Below are 17,368 nucleotides of genomic sequence, written 5' to 3' on the forward strand. Positions count from 1 at the left end.
CAGAAGCTCTAGAAGAAGTGGAAGTAGTTGCAGAAACAGAAGCTCTAGAAGAAGTGGAAGTAATTGCAGAAACAGAAGCTCTAGAAGAAGTGGAAGTAGTTGCGGAAACAGAAGAGCTAGAGGAAGCGGAACCTGTAGCACTTGAGGAAACGCAGCAAGAAATGTTGTTAAATGAACAAATTGAACAAAAGAATGAGTTCATACATGTTACTGAGGCTGATGAACAAATGAAAAAAGATGTTCAAAGCTTTGCAAATGTTTTAATTGCAGAAGAAGCACCAGTTGCAGAAGAACAACGAGCTGTAGAAGAAGCGTCAGTTGTAGAAGAACAACGAGCTGTAGAAGAAGCGCCAGTTGTAGAAGAAGCACCAGTTGCAGAAGAGCAACGAGTTGTAGAAGAAGCGCCAATTGTAGAAGAAGCACCGATTGCAGAAGAGCAACGAGTTATAGAGGAAACACCGGTCGCAGAAGAGCAACCAGTTGTACAAAAAGAAGAACCAAAACGTGAGAAAAAGCGTCATGTACCATTTAATGTTGTTATGTTGAAACAAGACAGAACGCGATTAATGGAAAGACATGCGGCTAGAGCAAATGCAATGCAATCTTCTATGAGTGAACGAGTAGAGAATAAGCCTGTACAACAAGTGGAAGAACAACCAGTGCAACAAGAAGTAGTGGAACCACAAGTGGAAGAAAAGCCAGTGCAGCAAGTAGTAGTAGAGCCACAAGTGGAAGAGAAACCAGTGCAGCAAGTAGTGGTAGAGCCACAAGTGGAAGAAAAGCCAATGCAGCAAGTAGTGGTAGAGCCACAAGTGGAAGAAAAGCCAGTGCAGCAAGTAGTGGTAGAGCCACAAGTGGAAGAGCCACAAGTGGAAGAGAGACCAATGCAGCAAGTAGTGGCAGAGCAAGTACAAAAGCCAATTTCAAGTACGGAAGTACAAGAGAAAGCATATGTTGTAAATCAAAGAGAGAACGATATACGAAATGTATTGCAAACACCACCGACATATGCAATTCCGCCATTAACATTGCTATCAATTCCACAGCAAGCAGCGTTAGATAATACGGAATGGTTGAATGAACAGAAAGAATTATTAGATACAACATTTAATAATTTCCACGTTGGTGCACATGTTATTAACGTATCGCAAGGTCCAGCGGTAACTCGTTTTGAAGTACAGCCAGACCCAGGTGTGAAAGTAAATAAAATTACAAATTTAAGTGATGATATTAAGTTGAGTTTGGCTGCGAAAGATATTCGTATTGAAGCGCCGATTCCGGGGAAGAGTGCGATTGGAATCGAAGTTCCAAATAAAGAAAGTAAGCCAGTATTCCTTCGTGAAATTTTAAGAAGTCCTGTGTTTACAAAGAGCGAATCACCGCTTACAGTTGCGCTAGGGCTTGATATTTCAGGCGATCCAATTGTAACGGATATTCGGAAAATGCCACACGGACTTATTGCGGGTGCAACAGGTTCTGGTAAAAGTGTGTGTATTAACGCAATTTTAACGAGCATTTTATATAAAGCGAAACCGCATGAAGTGAAGTTAATGTTAATTGATCCGAAGATGGTTGAGCTTGCACCATACAATTCTGTTCCACATCTTGTAGCACCTGTTATTACGGATGTAAAAGCTGCTACAGCTGCATTAAAGTGGGCAGTTGAAGAAATGGAGCGTCGTTATGAATTGTTTGCGCACGCGGGTGCTCGTGATTTAACTCGTTACAATACGATTGTAAGTGGGCGAGAAATTCCAGGAGAGACATTACCTTATATCGTTATTGTCATTGACGAGTTAGCCGATTTAATGATGGTAGCACCTGGTGATGTGGAGGAAGCGATTTGTCGTATTGCGCAAAAAGCACGTGCTTGTGGTATTCATTTATTAGTAGCAACGCAGCGTCCGTCTGTAGATGTTATTACAGGTTTAATTAAGTCAAACATTCCAACGCGTATTGCGTTTACTGTATCATCTCAAGTTGATTCGCGTACGATTATTGATATTGGGGGCGCGGAGAAATTACTTGGCCGTGGTGATATGCTATTTTTAGGAAACGGTACGTCTAAACCAGTTCGTGTACAAGGTGTATATGTATCGGATGATGAGATTGAGAAAACAGTTGATCATGTGAGAAAGCAAATGAAGCCGAATTACTTATTTAAGCAAGAGGATTTATTAGCGAAAACAGAACAAGCTGAGTCGGAAGACGAATTGTTCTTTGATGCATGTCAATTTGTTGTAGAACAAGGGGGAGCGTCCACATCTTCTGTACAGCGAAAATTCCGCATCGGTTATAATCGCGCGGCACGTCTCATTGAAGAGATGGAATCGCAAGGGATTATTTCTGAGGGAAGAGGAACGAAACCGAGAGATGTCCTTATTTCTGAGGATGAATTCGCTGCTATGCAGGAAACAAATGTATAGTAAACGGTTTTGCTGTATACTAATAGAAAATGTTGGATAGTAAAGTAGGGAGTAAAGCGACATGAAAGAAATTGAATTAAAATTAAAAGGTGAAATAAATAGACTAACAAATAGAACATTTAAATTTGACGAACGTGTTGGAGAAGGATGGTTCTCTGCCGTTTACTTTTTAAAGACTAGAGAAATCATTGAAGAATTTCGCCCGAGAAGTGTTGTGACGATGCAATTTTTCCAAAAGGAAAATGCAGTTCTTTGCGGAACAGATGAAGTGATTGCGTTGCTACAAACATTCGCCAAAAATCCTGAGGAACTTGAAATTAACTCTTTAAAAGATGGCGATAATATTAGTCCGTTTGAAACAGTGTTAACAATTCATGGTCCTTATGAAAATTTTGGTTTTTTAGAAGGTGTCATTGATGGAATTTTAGCACGTCGTACATCAGTTGCGACAAACGTATATAACGTTGTCCAAGCTGCACGTAGCGTAGATAAAGAAAAACCAGTTATTTTCATGGGAGATCGTGACGATCATTATACACAACAAGCTGGTGACGGTTATGCAGCATACATCGGAGGTATGAGCGCACAAGCGACGCATGCGATGAATGAATGGTGGGGCAAGAGTGGTATGGGGACAATGCCTCACGCATTAATTCAAATGTTTAATGGTGATGTTGTGGAAGCGGCAAAAGCATATCATAAGAAATTCCCAGAAGATGAATTAGTTGTATTAATTGATTACAACAATGATGTCATTACAGATGCACTTCGCGTAGCGCGTGAATTTGGATCAACATTAAAAGGTGTACGTGTAGATACGTCGCGCACGATGATTGATCAATACTTCATTCGCCACCCAGAAGTACTTGGAACATTCGATCCACGTGGTGTAAACCCATCGCTTGTATTCGCACTTCGTAAAGCACTTGATGAAGAAGGATTCCAGCATGTAGACATCGTTGTAACTGGTGGATTTGATGAGAAGCGTATTCGTGAATTTGAAGCTCAAAACGTACCTGTTGATATATACGGAGTAGGAAGTAGTTTATTAAAAATGAATATTGGCTTTACTGGTGATAACGTAGAATTAAATGGAAAACCAGAAGCGAAAGCTGGTCGTAAATATCGTCCAAACCCACGTTTAGAGCGTGTTCAATTAGAAAAAAGAGAAGATATGTAAAAGAGAGAAAAACTGATAGGTGATTGACCCTATCAGTTTTTCTGTTATCATAGTATAGCGGCTTCTTTTTTGCTATAATGGATTTGTTATGGACATAAAAAGAAGTACGTACGAGTTTATCCTGATAAGTGAAGGGAAAGAAAAACTTCACTACATCAAAAATGTATGATGATTACCAAAATAAGAAAAGATTCATATACTGTCTTATAGATAGGCCGTTGTATTAGTTCGAAATGTTGGAGGTTCTTTAAGATGACAGTTTACCATTTTGTAGGAATTAAAGGAACAGGAATGAGTTCATTAGCTCAAATTCTTCATGACATGAAGCATACTGTTCAAGGGTCTGATTATGAAAAGCGTTTCTTTACACAAACAGCGTTGGAAAAGCGTAATATCTCGATCCTTCCTTTTGATAAAAATAATGTAAAAGAAGGACAAGTGATTATTGCAGGAAATGCGTTTCCTGATACGCATGAAGAAATTGTAGCAGCAAAAGAATTAAACATCCCGGTACATCGTTACCATCACTTCTTAGGTGACCTTATGAACCAATACACAAGTGTTGCTGTAACTGGTGCACATGGAAAAACATCAACAACTGGTTTGTTAGCCCATGTAATGCAAGGTGCACACCCTACATCTTACCTTATTGGAGATGGAACAGGGCATGGGGTAGAAAATAGTAAGTATTTTGTATTTGAAGCTTGTGAGTATCGTCGTCATTTCTTGTCTTACAATCCAGACTATGCGATTATGACAAACATTGATTTTGATCATCCAGATTATTTCTCAGATATCAATGATGTATTCAATGCATTCCAAGAGATGGCATTGCAAGTGAAAAAGGGCATTATTGCATGTGGAGATGATGAAGAACTTCAAAAAATTCAAGCGAAAGTACCTGTTATTTTCTATGGATTTGGAGAAGATAATGATTTCCAAGCACGTAACATTCAAAAGAGAACAGATGGTACTATTTTCGATGTATTCGTTCGTAATACGTACTATGACACGTTCAAAATTACAGGATACGGCAATCATAGCGTATTAAATGCATTAGCAGTAATCGCGCTTTGCCATTATGAAAACGTTGATGTAGAAGCAGTTAAGCATCAGCTAACAACTTTTGAAGGCGTAAAACGTCGCTTTAATGAAAAGCCAATGGGAGAGCAAGTTATTATCGATGACTACGCACACCATCCGACAGAAATTAATGCAACGATTGAAGCAGCTCGTCAAAAACACCCAGAGCGTGAAGTTGTCGCTGTATTCCAGCCACATACATTCTCACGTACAGAAAAATTCTTAGATGAGTTCGCTGAAAGTCTAAGCAAAGCTGACCAAGTATACTTATGTGATATTTTCGGATCAGCACGCGAAAACAAAGGTGAATTAACAATCGAAGATCTGCAAAAGCGTATTGACGGTGCAGAACTAATTACAGATACAACAACGGATGTATTAAAGAAACACAAAAACGGCGTTCTAATTTTCATGGGCGCAGGAGACATCCAAAAATTCGAAGCAGCTTACGTAAAAGAAGTTCAAGTTGCAGAGAAATAATAGAAAAGACGCATAGCTTGGCTGTGCGTCTTTTTTTTGTTGTGTTCGATATATTTAAAAAGCATTGATAGGTTGGTATTGTTTATTCTTTTTGTAGAGTTGTTTTAACAAAACGATATAAATTGAACTAAAAAGTACATATCCAATTAAATAATAGAATGAAAACATATCGAATTGTTTTGTTATCATAATTCGAATTGCGAAAAAAGTAAACGGAAGAGCGATTAAAAGCCTTGAGCTAATGGAAATTATTGTTTTAAAGTATTTTAATAAGTCTGTATTCCAATGGTTTTCTCTACAGATAAACCAAATGTTACTTGCTATAAAAGCTAGTACAAATGGCAAATTAGCTGAAATGTTGATGAAGCCTAGTACAATAGGCACTGATAGAGCGCCAAGTGGACCGATAGATAGGCCGGAATAATATTTAATAAATGTATTTGTAGATTGCTGTGCATTTTGAATAACATCTGTATATTCTACTGCAATTTCCTGTGCTAATTCTTTTGGAGGAAGAAATTCTTCAATCACTTGTGAAGGGATGATTTCTAATGGTATCCCTTCGCTTTCTTTACTTAATGCATTTTCATATAAATCCGATTTGATCTCTAGCACATGTTGTTCTCTTGCTGACGCAGGTAAGTTCATTAAACCTTTATGAAGATCGTGTAAGAAAGAAGTAATGAGTTCATTTGAAAAGAATTGTTTTTTGTTCATTTTTTATCCTCTCCTTTAGCTAGTAACATTAGAGCATGATACACTGCATCATAATCATGTAAGCGACTATTTAAAATTTCTCTCCCTTCGTCTGTAATTCGATAGTATTTTCTTTTTGGGCCATCACCGGACTCTTCCCAATAGGAAACAGCCCAATTGTTTTTCGTGATTCGATTTAATATAGGGTAAATCGAACCGTTTGGGATATGAAACACAGGGATATCTTGTAATGCACTTGTAATTTCGTATCCGTACATAGGTTGTTTACGTATTAAAGATAAAATAGCGAGATCAAAAACACCTTTACGTAATTGAATTATAAAATTATCATTTTTTTCCATACTTTAACTATGTATGATTCATATCTAGATATCAATCATACATAGTAGTTGTTCGTATATAAAATTAAAAAAAGTGTGAATATTTAACATTTTCCATTTAGAAATGTTAGAATAATAAGAAAAAAGGGGTTAAAAAACATGTTCACACTTCGAGTAGACGACGAAATCGAATTACAGTTATTAGAGAAACATCATAAAGAGGAACTATATCAATTAATAGACCAAAACCGTAATCATTTACGAAGATGGCTTCCTTGGGTAGATGGAGTGAAATCTGCTGGTGCGTATGATGAAATTTGTCCGATGTGGTTAAAGAAGTTTGCAGAGGGAGACGGTTTTGAAAGTGGTATACGTTACAAAGGAAAGCTCGTTGGGATGGTAGGTATTCATCCAGTAAGTTGGGGGAAGAAAGCGGCAAGTCTCGGATATTATCTGGCAGAAGATGCTGGTGGGACAGGTATTATGACGCGTAGCGTGAAAGCTGTACTTCACTATGCATTTGAGAATTTAAAATTAAATAAAATAGAAATTAGATGCGGTGTTGAAAACGTGAAAAGCCGCGCTATTCCAGAGCGTTTAGGTTTTAAGTTAGATGGTATTTTAAGAGATGATGAATGGCTATACGATCATTTTCACGATATCGCTGTATATAGTTTACTAGCTTCAGAGTGGAAGGAGATCCGATGAACGAGAAGATACGCATTATTCCGTATGAAAGTACGTTTCAAGATGAAGTAGTAGATCTTATCGTTCATATTCAGCAAAAAGAGTACAATGTTCCTATTACGAAAGAAGAACAGCCCGACCTACTTGAAATAGAAACGTTCTATCAAAGGGATCATGGAAACTTTTGGATAGCAACTTATGATGATAAAGTAGTTGGAACAGTAGCTTTATTAGATATTGAGAATCAGCAAGTAGCGCTAAGAAAAATGTTCGTAAAAAAAGAATTTCGCGGAAAAGGGTGGGGCGCATCACATAAGTTGCTCCAAACAGCAATTTCGTGGGCTGAGAATAAAAAGCTGAAAGATATTTACTTAGGAACGACAGTGAAGTTTTTAGCAGCGCATCGCTTTTATGAAAAGAATGATTTCCAAAGTGTGAGTATAGATGAGCTGCCAAAAAGTTTTCCAGTGTTACAGGTAGATAAGAAATTCTATAGGTATATCGTTTAAGAAGGTCATTCAGAAATGGCCTTTTTTCATGACTAAAATGGAAAAAGTGGTATAATTTAGGTTAGGGGGTGTAGGTATGGACTTTCCGATTCAAAGAAGTAAGTCAGTAGTAATTTTCGTTTGTCTCACGTTAGTTTTTATGTTCGTATATCCACTTGTCATGATTATCTCAAATAAAGAGCAGTGGATGTCAGCGTTAATTGGAATGGGTTTATGCTTCCTTGTAAATGTGCCACTCGTTTGGGAAGTATTTATTAAAAAGCATAAAGTAGAAAATGGTGTATTAAAGTACGGCATTTTAAATGACGATATCGTATTGAAAGAGATAAGAATCATTCGTCAAGTTGGGAAATACCTTGAAATTACGACGAATGCATACAAAGTACATATGGTTACGATGCCGCAACATATGAATGAATTTTTGGCGCTTATCGAGAAAGATAACCCAAATGTGAAAATAGAAATGGTAGGTAAGAAATGAAATATGTAAAACCTTTATTCTGTTTAGAAATTTTGTTTGTGGTTGTTGGTTGCACTAGAGTATATATGAAATGGGATCTGCCTCTATATGTACCAATATTAATAGGTACTATTGCAGTGGCGCTTTTATATTATTTTCATTTTCAGCAAACAAAAAGCGAGAAAAGTAGTTCTATATAGTTAGGAGGATTAGAAATGAAAAAAGTCCTTACGTTATTTTTACTTCTGCTAACCGCATCCGTTCTTTTAATAGGATGTAGTACGAAGAAGGAAAAGGCAGATATGAACTTAGAAAAGGCACAAAAAGTTGAAATTGAATCACTTACGGATTCAAGTGAGAAAAAAGTAATTACTGATAAAGAAGAAATTGAAAAGCTGTTTGAAGTCATGAAAATGGATAAGTGGGAAATGCGGTCGGCTCCTTTAGATACTCCGCAAGGGAAAACATTTAAAATGTATCAAGAGGATACAAAAAAATTATCGGATTCGAGTAATGATAAAAAAGAGTTACATGAAATTGGTACTATGACAGTATATAAAGATGTCCCTTATGTCGAAGTTGAAATGAAAAATAAGAAAATGAGTTTTAAAGTGCCAGAAGATGTGGCGAAAGATTTATTACAATATTAATAAAAAAACGCTCGGAGAAAATTCCGAGCGTTTTTCATTATTTTAAGTTCTCTGGGTTTAAAGCTTCTAGTTCGGATACAACGAAGCGTCCGTCTTTACGGATCAGTACGTCGTCGAAGTAAATTTCGCCGCCGCCGTATTCAGGGCGCTGGATGCATACTAAATCCCAGTGGATGTTCGAGTTGTTGCCGTTCCATGCATCGTCGTAAGCTTGTCCAGGAGTGAAGTGGAAGCTACCATCGATTTTTTCATCGAATAGGATATCTCCCATTGGATGTAAGATGTATGGGTTTACGCCGATTGCGAACTCACCAACGTAGCGTGCGCCTTCGTCTGTATCGAAGATTTTGTTAATGCGCTCTGTATCGTTTGCAGTTGCTTCAACGATTTGGCCATTCTCAAACTTAAGTTGTACATTCTCAAATGTATAACCGTTGTAAGGAGATGGTGTATTGTAAGAAACTGTACCGTTAACAGAATCGCGAACTGGTGCAGAGTATACTTCACCATCTGGAATATTTAAATGACCTGAGCATTTAATAGCTGGAATGTCTTTAATAGAGAATGTTAAGTCAGTTCCAGGACCAGTTAAGCGAACTTTATCTGTTTTATTCATTAATGTAACAAGGCTATCCATCGCCTTATCCATTTTACCGTAGTCTAAGTTACAAACTTCGAAGTAGAAGTCTTCGAAAGCTTCTGTGCTCATTTTAGCAAGCTGCGCCATAGAAGCATTTGGGTAGCGAAGAACAACCCAGCGCGTTTTCGGAACGCGGATGTCTCTATGAACTTTTTTACCAACTGTTTGACCGTGAATTTGCATTCTTTCACTTGGCACGTCAGCTTGTTCGTTAATGTTATCGCCAGAGCGAAGACCGATATAAGCGTCCATATCTTTCATTATGCTTGCTTCATATGCAGCGATTTGTTCGAAATGTTCTTCAGTAGCACCCATTAATAAAGAGCGATCTACTTGATGATCTTTTAAAGAAACGAATGGGAAACCACCAGCTGCATATGCTTCTTTTACAAGTGCAGTTACAAGTTCTTTTTGTAAGCCAAAGTTTTCAATTAATACTTTTTCGCCTTTTTGTAAGCGAATAGAGTAGTTAATTAAATTGTATGCTAACTTTTCAATGCGTGGATCTTTCATATGTAAAGCCTCCCTACTAATTATGTATCCTCTCCTATTGTAACCTACTTAGTGGAATTTGTTGAATCATTTATGTTAAAGTTAACGAATAAGTATGAAAATTCTAATGAAAAGATAGGGATTAGAACGAAACGGAAAATGATTGTATAATAGGAGAAAGTATGAAAAAGATAAAGGAAGTGATGAAATGCAAGTTCTTTTATATGTAAGTGCGGCTATTATCGCGGTTGCTTTCGCTGTATTAGTTGTGTATGTATGCAGAACGTTGTTATCGGTTCAGAAGACGTTAGAAAACGTTGCAAGCACATTGGAAGGTTTGGAAAAGCAAATGCAAGGGATTAGCGTAGAGACGGAGCAATTATTACATAAAACAAATGCGTTAGCTGATGACATTCAACAGAAATCACAATCATTAAATAAAGTAGTATCGGGTGTAGATGGGATTGGAACGACAATCCATTCTTTAAATACGAAACTTCGTAATGTATCAGATTCTGTTACGGACGAAATTGAAAATAATGCAGATAAAGTAGCGCAAGTTGTACAGTGGAGTAGCGCAGCAATTGAAGTATACAATCATTATCGTGCGACAAGACAAGAGAAAAAGGTTGAAAAAGAAGAGCGTAAATTAGAGAGACTTGAGAAAAAAGCTGAAAAGAAAGAAAAGCGCTCTAGACTTCGTATGAGAGGTGAATCGTGATGAATATGACAAAAGTTGAAACAATTGAAGAGCTTGAAGTATTAGTAGAAAAAAACGAGCCTTATGTTCTTTTTAAACATAGTACGACATGCCCGATTAGTCATGGTGCATACACAGAATTTCAAGCGTATTGTAGTGAAGAAAGAGCGGTACCAGCGTATTACTTATACGTACAAGATGCGAGAGATGTTTCGAATCGTGTTGCAGAACAGTACAGCATTAAACATGAATCTCCGCAAGTGTTATACATAAAAGATGGGATGGTAGTATGGAATACGTCTCATTGGAACATTAAAAAAGACGCTTTAGAAGAGAATATTAAGTAAAAAGAAGCAAGCTAAAGGTGCTTGCTTCTTTTTTTTGTTTTTGTTGAAATATATTTAATGGTACACTGTTAATAGTTCAAATTAAATAACTAGATTGTTGAAAGTAGGTTTTAAGTAATGAAGAAAATGGCATTATCCTTCGCGGTCGTAAGTTTATTACTAGGAGCTTGTAGTAATAATACGATTAGTAAGAAGGATGAAGTTATACAGAAGGATACGAAAGAAAAAAGTATGATTCCGAGAACTGCTGTTTCTAAAGATTATTATAGAACTGTAATTCCTTTAAAGGAACAAAAGGTTATAAATACAGCTAATATAAAAACAAATTCTAAATTAGATTTAGCAGAGTATGAAAATGGTTTAATGAATATTGCAAAAGAGCAATTTGATACAGAAAATCATGTACTACAATTAAATCAATATATTCCGGAGAAGTTAGTTGATGAGTTAGTTGCAAAAGTAGAAGCACCCGTTTTGACAAATATTATAGAACAAGACTATTTCGGGAAGCAGCATTCAAATGAATTAAGTTTATCTGGTGTAGTGATTGGGTTAGCAATGTCTTCAAGTGTATCGAATGAAGAAGCAATGTCTAAAGGTGCTGAAGTTGCTAAGCAACTTACTGAGGCTATTAATAAAAATGACAAGTATAATAAATCTCCAATTACGTTTGCTATCTTTAAGCAAGAAAGTACAAGTTCTTTAAAAAATGGTACATATATTGCTAGTGCTACTGTTCAAAAGAATGATACGAACCTTGGAAATTGGAGCACGATCGATGAACAAGCGTTTTCATATCCTTCTGATGAATTTACAAAAGCACATGGAGAAGATAATACAAAAATAACTAACTTTGCTGATGCAATGAAAGGTTTTTCTACTGGAGATTTTATCCCAGTAAATGCTAAGGTTTCTTATAAGAAAAATCAAATGGATACATTAAATATGAATATTGTTATTAAATATAACGGTAAAACAGAATTAATGGCTCTTACCCAACTGGCTGCTCAAAGTATGTTAGAAAAACTACCTAAAGATGCAAAAGTACAATTGCAGATCAAGTCCGAGAGTAAAATCGAGGCAATTATTATAAAAGAGAAAAACAGCGATAAACCGTTTGTTTCCTTCTTATAAAAAAGACAGTGTTTACACTGTCTTTTTTATTGTAAGTGAAAAGGTGTGATGGGAAGGAGCGACGCGTAATACGCTTCCTATATCCGCTGCGCCGATTTTAAAGAAAGAAACACATTTACCTGTCGTTGCCGATGTAACGCATTCTACAGGGCGCCGTGCACCTCCAAATTCAGCGCATCAAATGACTACCATTGTCGGTTTCTGTCGGTAAGTCGATATATTAAAAAAATCGCTGATATAATTGGAGTTGTGATCGATATAATTGAAAAATCGCTCATATATTTCGAGTTGCAGTCAATATATTTGAAAATCGCCGATATAAATTTCATTTACTATCGTATTGCTTAAAATAAGGTTTCTACGTATTGAATATCTATATTTTTACAAAAAATGCCCTTTTTTTCATAAAAAATACGAAAATACGAGAAAAGAAGCGAATTTTTTCGAAACTTTTGCGGGAAAATATTGTATGAGCCTGCGTTTTTATCGTATCATTAGTAAAAGGAAGAACTCGGGACGATTGGTGGCATCTGCAAATAGAGTTGATGTCTTTTTTTCATTCAAGTAACCGATACATAAAAATAGATAACAAAAATAGAAGGAGTGTGCGATGAGATGAACGTAACAATCTATGATGTAGCGCGCGAAGCGAACGTTTCAATGGCTACCGTATCACGCGTTGTGAACGGTAACCCAAATGTAAAGCCTACAACAAGAAAGAAAGTATTAGAAGCAATTGATCGTTTAGGATACCGCCCAAATGCGGTAGCACGTGGACTAGCAAGTAAGAAGACAACTACAGTAGGTGTTATTATTCCTGATATCTCAAATACGTTTTATGCAGAACTTGCTCGTGGAATTGAAGATATCGCAACAATGTACAAATATAACATCATTTTAAGTAACTCTGACCAAAACAAAGAGAAAGAGTTCCATTTATTAAATACGATGCTTGGAAAACAAGTGGACGGAATTGTTTTCATGGGTGAAGATATTACAGATATTCACATTGAAGAATTCAAAAAGTCTCCAGTACCAATCGTATTAGCAGCGTCATTTGATGAGCAAAATGAAACGCCATCAGTAAATATTGATTATACACAAGCAGCTTACGACGCAATGAAGCATTTTATTGAGCAAGGACATAAGCGTATCGGTTTCGTCTCTGGTCCTTTCATTGATAAAGCGGGCAGCGCGAAGAAGTTACAAGGTTATAAAAAGGCTTTAGAAGAAGCAGGTATTTCATATGATGAAAATCTTATAATCGATGGAGATTACACATATGATTCAGGTATCGAAGCATTCGAAAAGCTTTGGAGCAGTGATGAAAAGCCAACAGCAATCTTCGTATCTTCTGACGAAATGGCACTAGGTGTAATCCATGCAGCACAAGACGCTGGATTAAACGTACCAACTGATGTAGAAGTACTTGGTTTCGATAATACACGCCTTGCATTAATGGTTCGTCCACAACTTTCAACAGTTGTACAACCAATGTATGATATCGGTGCAGTAGCAATGCGTCTATTAACAAAGTATATGAACAAAGAAAAAGTGGAAGATCACACTGTTATCTTACCTCACCGTATCCAATTTAGAGATTCAACGAAGTAAGTATAAAAAAGCTCACAGCATTCGCTGTGAGCTTTTATTCGTATTCAGGATAGTATGTTTTAACTACTGTATCTACCGTTTCATTTTTCTTAACGTGTAAAAATCTGGCGTACAATTCTTTTCCAGTTTCGAATGGTGTATCGTCTAATTCAAACACATGCAATACTTTTCGAAACGTCCACGTTACTTGCTCAACGTACATATTATCGTATGATTCTTCAGAGTGTATAGCTATCTTTTCACCTAATTCATGAGCTTCCTCTATACTGTTTGCTTTAACAAGAATAATACTTTCTTCAAAAAGTGTATCGTGATTTTCTTCATAATGCTCATCCATTTTCGTAGGATCAGGCTCACCAGAATGAACAGATTCAAACAATAATTTTACAGCGTACATATTATGCTGCATGTTTCACTCTATAAATAATACTTGCGACAAGCGAAGCAGGTATTGTAAATACGTTACTTTGATAGTGATAATGTATTTGGGATTCTTCATAAGACATGTTGTCGTATAGTTCGTTTTGTGACCTGTTCATTTTTTTCTGTTTTGTCTTGAGCATCTTAATATAGTTATACTGTATTGGGACGAGAATGATGAAATAGGCTAATACGATTAGTGAAATCCAAATCATTATGAACACTCCCTTGTAAAGAATAGTTGTATATGGTAATTATATCAATTTATATGAATGATATCCATTTTTATAGTGGTCAATTTCCTTTCCAAAATGCAAAAAGTTCTTCAGGACTTCGTAAATTATGTTCAAGACATGTTTGTGCAGTCCGTTTAAAACTTTGTATGAAATGTTCTAATCTAGAAGGATCATATTGTTTCACATTTCCAGCAATAATGGTTTCATCTTTGTCTAAGTTAAGTGATACTTTTAGTAAAGTTATATTTGTTTCTCGTTGTACAACTTCGATATAAAAAAACTTTTTGTCTAAGTCGATTGTAATATAATCGAATCGTTCTATTTGTTTAAAATATCCTACAATATCATCTCCCAATTGAAATCCTCCCGAGTACATGGTCTATTGGTGACTTCGTTGCAAAATGGTATTATTCCTTGTTATATGTCACATAAGTGCAAATTTAACTATTATAGGGCAATGTCATGTATAATAGAAAGAAAAGGCTTGTGAGGGGGGAAAAGAGATGATCGTTCTTTGGATAATTACGCTTTGTATGACTGCTATTTTTGCATATATGACGTTAAAACAAAATGGCTTAAAGCGATTTGTTCCAGGAAGTATTCTTGCAGGAATTGCCCTTATCACGTATGTAATTTCTATTTTTATTGAAAGTGTATCAGTGGACATGAGCACGAGTTTAATGTTCATGGGCATTACACTATTTGCAGGTAGTATTATGGTACTTATGGTTGCGGGTATTATTTTATTTATTCATATGAATTCGGAAACGTTATAGCATATAGAAAAGGCATGTCCCGAGGGGCATGCCTTTTTATCCGTTCAATTATGCTCTATCTTTAGAAGAGTTTTGTTGTTTTAATAAGTCGCGAATTTCGCCAAGAAGTTCTTCTTCTTTTGTTGGTTCTGGAATTTCTTCCTCTTTTTCTTCTTCTCTTTTAGAGGTTAGTTTGTTGAATACTTTAATAAACATAAAGATAGCAGCTGCAATAATTAAGAAATCAAAAATAGTTTGGATGAAGTTACCATACATAATAGATGATTTACCAAATGTAATTTTTAAATCTGTAAAGTTAACGCCACCTAATACCATACCAAGTAATGGTGTGATGATATCTTTTACTAAAGAACTAACGATTTTACCGAATGCAGCACCGATTACAACCCCGACAGCTAAATCGATTACATTTCCTTTGAATGCGAATTTTTTAAACTCGTTCCACATGTGTTAATCCCATCCTTTCCACGATTCATTATGAAATTTATAATTCCTATCAACATATTCTATAGAAATTTGCGCCAGAAATAAAGGGGAAATGGGAATGAAAGTAAATTCTGAAAAATGTATCCGTTTTACTTTTTGTTTACATCGTCAAGTAGAGATTGCAACAGCTGCTGCGTTTTTAATGCTTCTAATCCATCTACAACAGGCTTTGTATCACCGTATACACATTCAATAAAATGATGAACAGCATCTTCAAAACCACGCTGTTTCAACGTCGTATCCCATGATGGTGAACCGCTTTGCGAAACTGTATTATCCTGCTCAACTTCAAATGTGTTCATATTTTTTACGCGAATGATTTTCCCCTTCGTTACAAGTTCAATTTGTTCTAAATTTGTACCGGCATGGCGATGCATCGCGGTAGAAAGTAACAGTCCACTTGGCGTTGTATATGTATGATGTCCGTAAAGAAGTTCATTCTTTTCATTCGTTTGCATCATATTATGAACGACGTTAAGATCACCGTTAGCTAACCAGCGAGCAGTATCTACAATATGTAAGTAATCATCTAACATAGTAAAGTCGTACGTGTATGGCCCAACTTTATTTGTGCGGTGTTTTTCAATTCGAATCCATGAAATATCATGAGCTTGCTCTTTTGCAGCGACATACATAGGAACGAATCTGCGATTAAATCCGACCATTAACTTTCGATTATACTTTTCGCTCAACTCGACTAGTTTCTCAGCCTGTTCTACTGTAGCTGCTAGCGGCTTATCAACATAAACGTCGATTCCTTTTTTCAAAAGTTCAGAAACGATTTCATAATGTGTAGCAGTTGAACTATGAACGAAGATTGCATTACATTCCGAAGCTAACGTTTCAATAGAATGAAAGTCTTGCATGCGGTATTGTTGGCAAACTTGTTTCCTTTTCTCCGCGTTAGGTGTAAACGCCCCTACAAAATTCCAATCGATTTCTTTTGTAAGTGTTGGAAGATAGGCTTTTTGTGCAATACTTCCAAGTCCAATCATCCCAATTTTAGGTTTGTTCATGTTTATTCCCACCCTATTAATATTGATGTAACGGGTTAAATGTAGCATAGGGCGGGGGAGGAAGGCAAAAATTAGCTTTTTACTTATGTCCTTCTAACAAAATCTTCTCTATCTCTTTAAAGTTATGAGCGCGAGCATGCTCTAGCGGAGTAACACCATCGTTGTCTGGAATATTTACATCTGCATCGTGCTCAATAAGAAGCTGAATGACTTGTTGCTGTGTTTCGTTTCCGTTACTTAGTACGATGGCTTCCATTAAAGCGGTCCATCCGAGATTATTTACATGGTTAACATCAATAGTTGTTCGCGTAAGGAGTTCTTTAATAACATCAATATAGCCATGTTCTGAGGCGGGGATAAGAGCTGTTCCGCCGTAACGATTCGTAAGCGATGGATCTGCACCGGCATCAATCGTTAGTTTTAAAATATCCAAGTAACCTTCCGCACCGGCGTATAGAAAGGGATTGTTTTTTATATCATCCTGGATATTTACGTCAGCACCAGCTTCGATCAGCGCTTTTGCGGTTTTTATATCATTTTTGTATGTAGCAATCATAAGAGGGGTACGTCCTTTATTATCCGTTATATTTATGGCAGCCCCTTTTTTGAGTAACGATATAACAGTACTCGTTTCTTGTTTCTCAGTAGCTGCTAGTAGTGCTGTCGCCATGTTTGTCATCTCCTTTTTAACTTCTTGTTCTTGTGAGCATCCTTGCAAAAAAATTACGCAACAGATCATGCTTAATGTTTTTTTGAACATGGAATTTCAACCTCCTCATTTCAACTGTAAAAGAATAACATTAAATTTTTATAAACTGACGCTAAAATTACTATAAAATCGCTTGAGTATTTGAACATATATTTCTATGCTTATAAATAATAAGGTTTGATAAAGTGAAACTTTAATCAGTGGGGGTTTTGTTCATCCCCCACTGATTATTAGTTGAACCAATCGGGCTTTTATGGGCAGTTGATCCTCTACTTAACTTCTTTGC

General features: G+C 36.4%; 22 protein-coding genes and 1 pseudogene. 14 read left to right on the forward strand and 9 right to left on the reverse strand.

Translation table 11 applies throughout. The features are described 5' to 3' along the window. From KVT31_RS00005 to murC, 3 genes are all read left to right on the forward strand, one after another. Positions 1 to 2,426: DNA translocase FtsK (locus tag KVT31_RS00005; RefSeq protein WP_254637113.1), on the forward strand; the 2,426-nt coding region annotated here is incomplete at its 5' end. A gap of 61 nt (positions 2,427 to 2,487) precedes the next feature. After that, positions 2,488 to 3,606: a nicotinate phosphoribosyltransferase gene (locus KVT31_RS00010; protein ID WP_088098033.1), complete on the forward strand. Its 1,119-nt coding sequence runs from the start codon at positions 2,488 to 2,490 to the stop codon at positions 3,604 to 3,606. A 252-nt stretch (positions 3,607 to 3,858) separates the two neighbouring features. Next, positions 3,859 to 5,169: a UDP-N-acetylmuramate--L-alanine ligase gene (gene murC, locus KVT31_RS00015; protein ID WP_000219461.1), complete on the forward strand. Its 1,311-nt coding sequence runs from the start codon at positions 3,859 to 3,861 to the stop codon at positions 5,167 to 5,169. Between the two features lie 54 nt (positions 5,170 to 5,223). On the opposite strand, the gene KVT31_RS00020 is transcribed toward murC, so the two are convergent. Together KVT31_RS00020 and KVT31_RS00025 are read right to left on the reverse strand one after the other, a co-directional pair. Next, positions 5,224 to 5,886 carry an HAAS signaling domain-containing protein gene (locus KVT31_RS00020; protein WP_088098032.1) on the reverse strand — a complete coding sequence of 221 codons (663 nt, stop codon included), beginning with the start codon at positions 5,884 to 5,886 and terminating at the stop codon, positions 5,224 to 5,226. After that, complete coding sequence (locus KVT31_RS00025; protein ID WP_088098031.1) at positions 5,883 to 6,227, reverse strand: PadR family transcriptional regulator; 345 nt, start codon at positions 6,225 to 6,227, stop codon at positions 5,883 to 5,885. Before KVT31_RS00025 ends, KVT31_RS00020 begins: the two co-directional genes overlap by 4 nt. Before the next feature lie 138 nt (positions 6,228 to 6,365). On the opposite strand from KVT31_RS00025, the gene KVT31_RS00030 reads away from it, so the two are divergent. The 5 genes from KVT31_RS00030 (at position 6,366) to KVT31_RS00050 (ending at position 8,512) form a co-directional block, all read left to right on the forward strand. Next, positions 6,366 to 6,914, forward strand: coding sequence for a GNAT family N-acetyltransferase (locus KVT31_RS00030; protein WP_088098030.1), 549 nt, complete (start codon positions 6,366 to 6,368; stop codon positions 6,912 to 6,914). After that, a complete protein-coding gene (locus KVT31_RS00035) occupies positions 6,911 to 7,402 on the forward strand; it encodes a GNAT family N-acetyltransferase (protein ID WP_088098029.1) in 492 nt (163 codons plus the stop codon). The genes KVT31_RS00030 and KVT31_RS00035 overlap by 4 nt, the downstream gene beginning before the upstream one ends. Before the next feature lie 76 nt (positions 7,403 to 7,478). Then, on the forward strand, positions 7,479 to 7,883 hold the full coding sequence (locus KVT31_RS00040; RefSeq protein WP_088098028.1) for a PH domain-containing protein: 405 nt from the start codon (positions 7,479 to 7,481) through the stop codon (positions 7,881 to 7,883). Next, the gene (locus KVT31_RS00045) at positions 7,880 to 8,062 is read left to right on the forward strand and encodes a hypothetical protein (protein WP_088098027.1); all 183 of its coding nucleotides are present in this window, start codon (positions 7,880 to 7,882) and stop codon (positions 8,060 to 8,062) included. Before KVT31_RS00040 ends, KVT31_RS00045 begins: the two co-directional genes overlap by 4 nt. A gap of 15 nt (positions 8,063 to 8,077) precedes the next feature. Beyond that, on the forward strand, positions 8,078 to 8,512 hold the full coding sequence (locus tag KVT31_RS00050) for a hypothetical protein (protein WP_088098026.1): 435 nt from the start codon (positions 8,078 to 8,080) through the stop codon (positions 8,510 to 8,512). 37 nt (positions 8,513 to 8,549) lie between these two features. Here the strand turns inward: KVT31_RS00050 and KVT31_RS00055 are convergent, their stop codons facing one another. Beyond that, positions 8,550 to 9,665 (reverse strand): aminopeptidase, encoded by a 1,116-nt coding sequence (locus KVT31_RS00055; protein WP_088098025.1) that lies wholly within the window; start codon positions 9,663 to 9,665, stop codon positions 8,550 to 8,552. Between the two features lie 187 nt (positions 9,666 to 9,852). Between KVT31_RS00055 and KVT31_RS00060 the strand changes: the two genes are divergently transcribed. The 5 genes and pseudogenes from KVT31_RS00060 to ccpA all read left to right on the forward strand — a co-directional run bounded on the left by KVT31_RS00060 (position 9,853) and on the right by ccpA (position 13,439). Continuing rightward, positions 9,853 to 10,365 carry a DUF948 domain-containing protein gene (locus KVT31_RS00060; protein WP_001197725.1) on the forward strand — a complete coding sequence of 171 codons (513 nt, stop codon included), beginning with the start codon at positions 9,853 to 9,855 and terminating at the stop codon, positions 10,363 to 10,365. Beyond that, positions 10,365 to 10,691, forward strand: coding sequence for a bacillithiol system redox-active protein YtxJ (gene ytxJ / locus KVT31_RS00065; protein WP_001057490.1), 327 nt, complete (start codon positions 10,365 to 10,367; stop codon positions 10,689 to 10,691). Before KVT31_RS00060 ends, ytxJ begins: the two co-directional genes overlap by 1 nt. Before the next feature lie 117 nt (positions 10,692 to 10,808). Next, a complete protein-coding gene (locus tag KVT31_RS00070) occupies positions 10,809 to 11,825 on the forward strand; it encodes a CamS family sex pheromone protein (protein ID WP_088098024.1) in 1,017 nt (338 codons plus the stop codon). A 49-nt stretch (positions 11,826 to 11,874) separates the two neighbouring features. Beyond that, positions 11,875 to 11,982 (forward strand): annotated as a pseudogene (locus KVT31_RS00075) (bifunctional 3-deoxy-7-phosphoheptulonate synthase/chorismate mutase); the annotation flags it as partial. A gap of 458 nt (positions 11,983 to 12,440) precedes the next feature. Further along, positions 12,441 to 13,439: a catabolite control protein A gene (ccpA, locus tag KVT31_RS00080; RefSeq protein WP_001103291.1), complete on the forward strand. Its 999-nt coding sequence runs from the start codon at positions 12,441 to 12,443 to the stop codon at positions 13,437 to 13,439. A gap of 34 nt (positions 13,440 to 13,473) precedes the next feature. Here the strand turns inward: ccpA and KVT31_RS00085 are convergent, their stop codons facing one another. The 3 genes from KVT31_RS00085 to dhp61 all read right to left on the reverse strand — a co-directional run bounded on the left by KVT31_RS00085 (position 13,474) and on the right by dhp61 (position 14,450). Beyond that, the gene (locus KVT31_RS00085; protein ID WP_140392580.1) at positions 13,474 to 13,836 is read right to left on the reverse strand and encodes a DUF4288 domain-containing protein; all 363 of its coding nucleotides are present in this window, start codon (positions 13,834 to 13,836) and stop codon (positions 13,474 to 13,476) included. 1 nt (position 13,837) lies between these two features. Then, positions 13,838 to 14,074, reverse strand: a complete 237-nt coding sequence (locus KVT31_RS00090) for a DUF3949 domain-containing protein (RefSeq protein ID WP_088098022.1) — start codon at positions 14,072 to 14,074, stop codon at positions 13,838 to 13,840. A gap of 79 nt (positions 14,075 to 14,153) precedes the next feature. Next, positions 14,154 to 14,450: a protein Dhp61 gene (dhp61, locus tag KVT31_RS00095; RefSeq protein ID WP_140392567.1), complete on the reverse strand. Its 297-nt coding sequence runs from the start codon at positions 14,448 to 14,450 to the stop codon at positions 14,154 to 14,156. A gap of 148 nt (positions 14,451 to 14,598) precedes the next feature. Between dhp61 and KVT31_RS00100 the strand changes: the two genes are divergently transcribed. Continuing rightward, positions 14,599 to 14,871 (forward strand): DUF3917 domain-containing protein, encoded by a 273-nt coding sequence (locus KVT31_RS00100; protein ID WP_000636592.1) that lies wholly within the window; start codon positions 14,599 to 14,601, stop codon positions 14,869 to 14,871. 48 nt (positions 14,872 to 14,919) lie between these two features. On the opposite strand, the gene mscL is transcribed toward KVT31_RS00100, so the two are convergent. The 3 genes from mscL to KVT31_RS00115 all read right to left on the reverse strand — a co-directional run bounded on the left by mscL (position 14,920) and on the right by KVT31_RS00115 (position 17,133). Further along, positions 14,920 to 15,318, reverse strand: coding sequence for a large-conductance mechanosensitive channel protein MscL (gene mscL, locus KVT31_RS00105; protein WP_088098020.1), 399 nt, complete (start codon positions 15,316 to 15,318; stop codon positions 14,920 to 14,922). 128 nt (positions 15,319 to 15,446) lie between these two features. Then, positions 15,447 to 16,373, reverse strand: coding sequence for a Gfo/Idh/MocA family protein (locus KVT31_RS00110; protein ID WP_088098019.1), 927 nt, complete (start codon positions 16,371 to 16,373; stop codon positions 15,447 to 15,449). 79 nt (positions 16,374 to 16,452) lie between these two features. Next, complete coding sequence (locus KVT31_RS00115) at positions 16,453 to 17,133, reverse strand: ankyrin repeat domain-containing protein (protein ID WP_088098018.1); 681 nt, start codon at positions 17,131 to 17,133, stop codon at positions 16,453 to 16,455. Between the last annotated feature and the right edge of the window lie 235 nt (positions 17,134 to 17,368).

It is taken from the genome of Bacillus sp. GbtcB14 (genome assembly GCF_019091205.1).
GTDB classification, from domain to species: Bacteria; Bacillota; Bacilli; order Bacillales; family Bacillaceae_G; genus Bacillus_A; species Bacillus_A cereus_AG.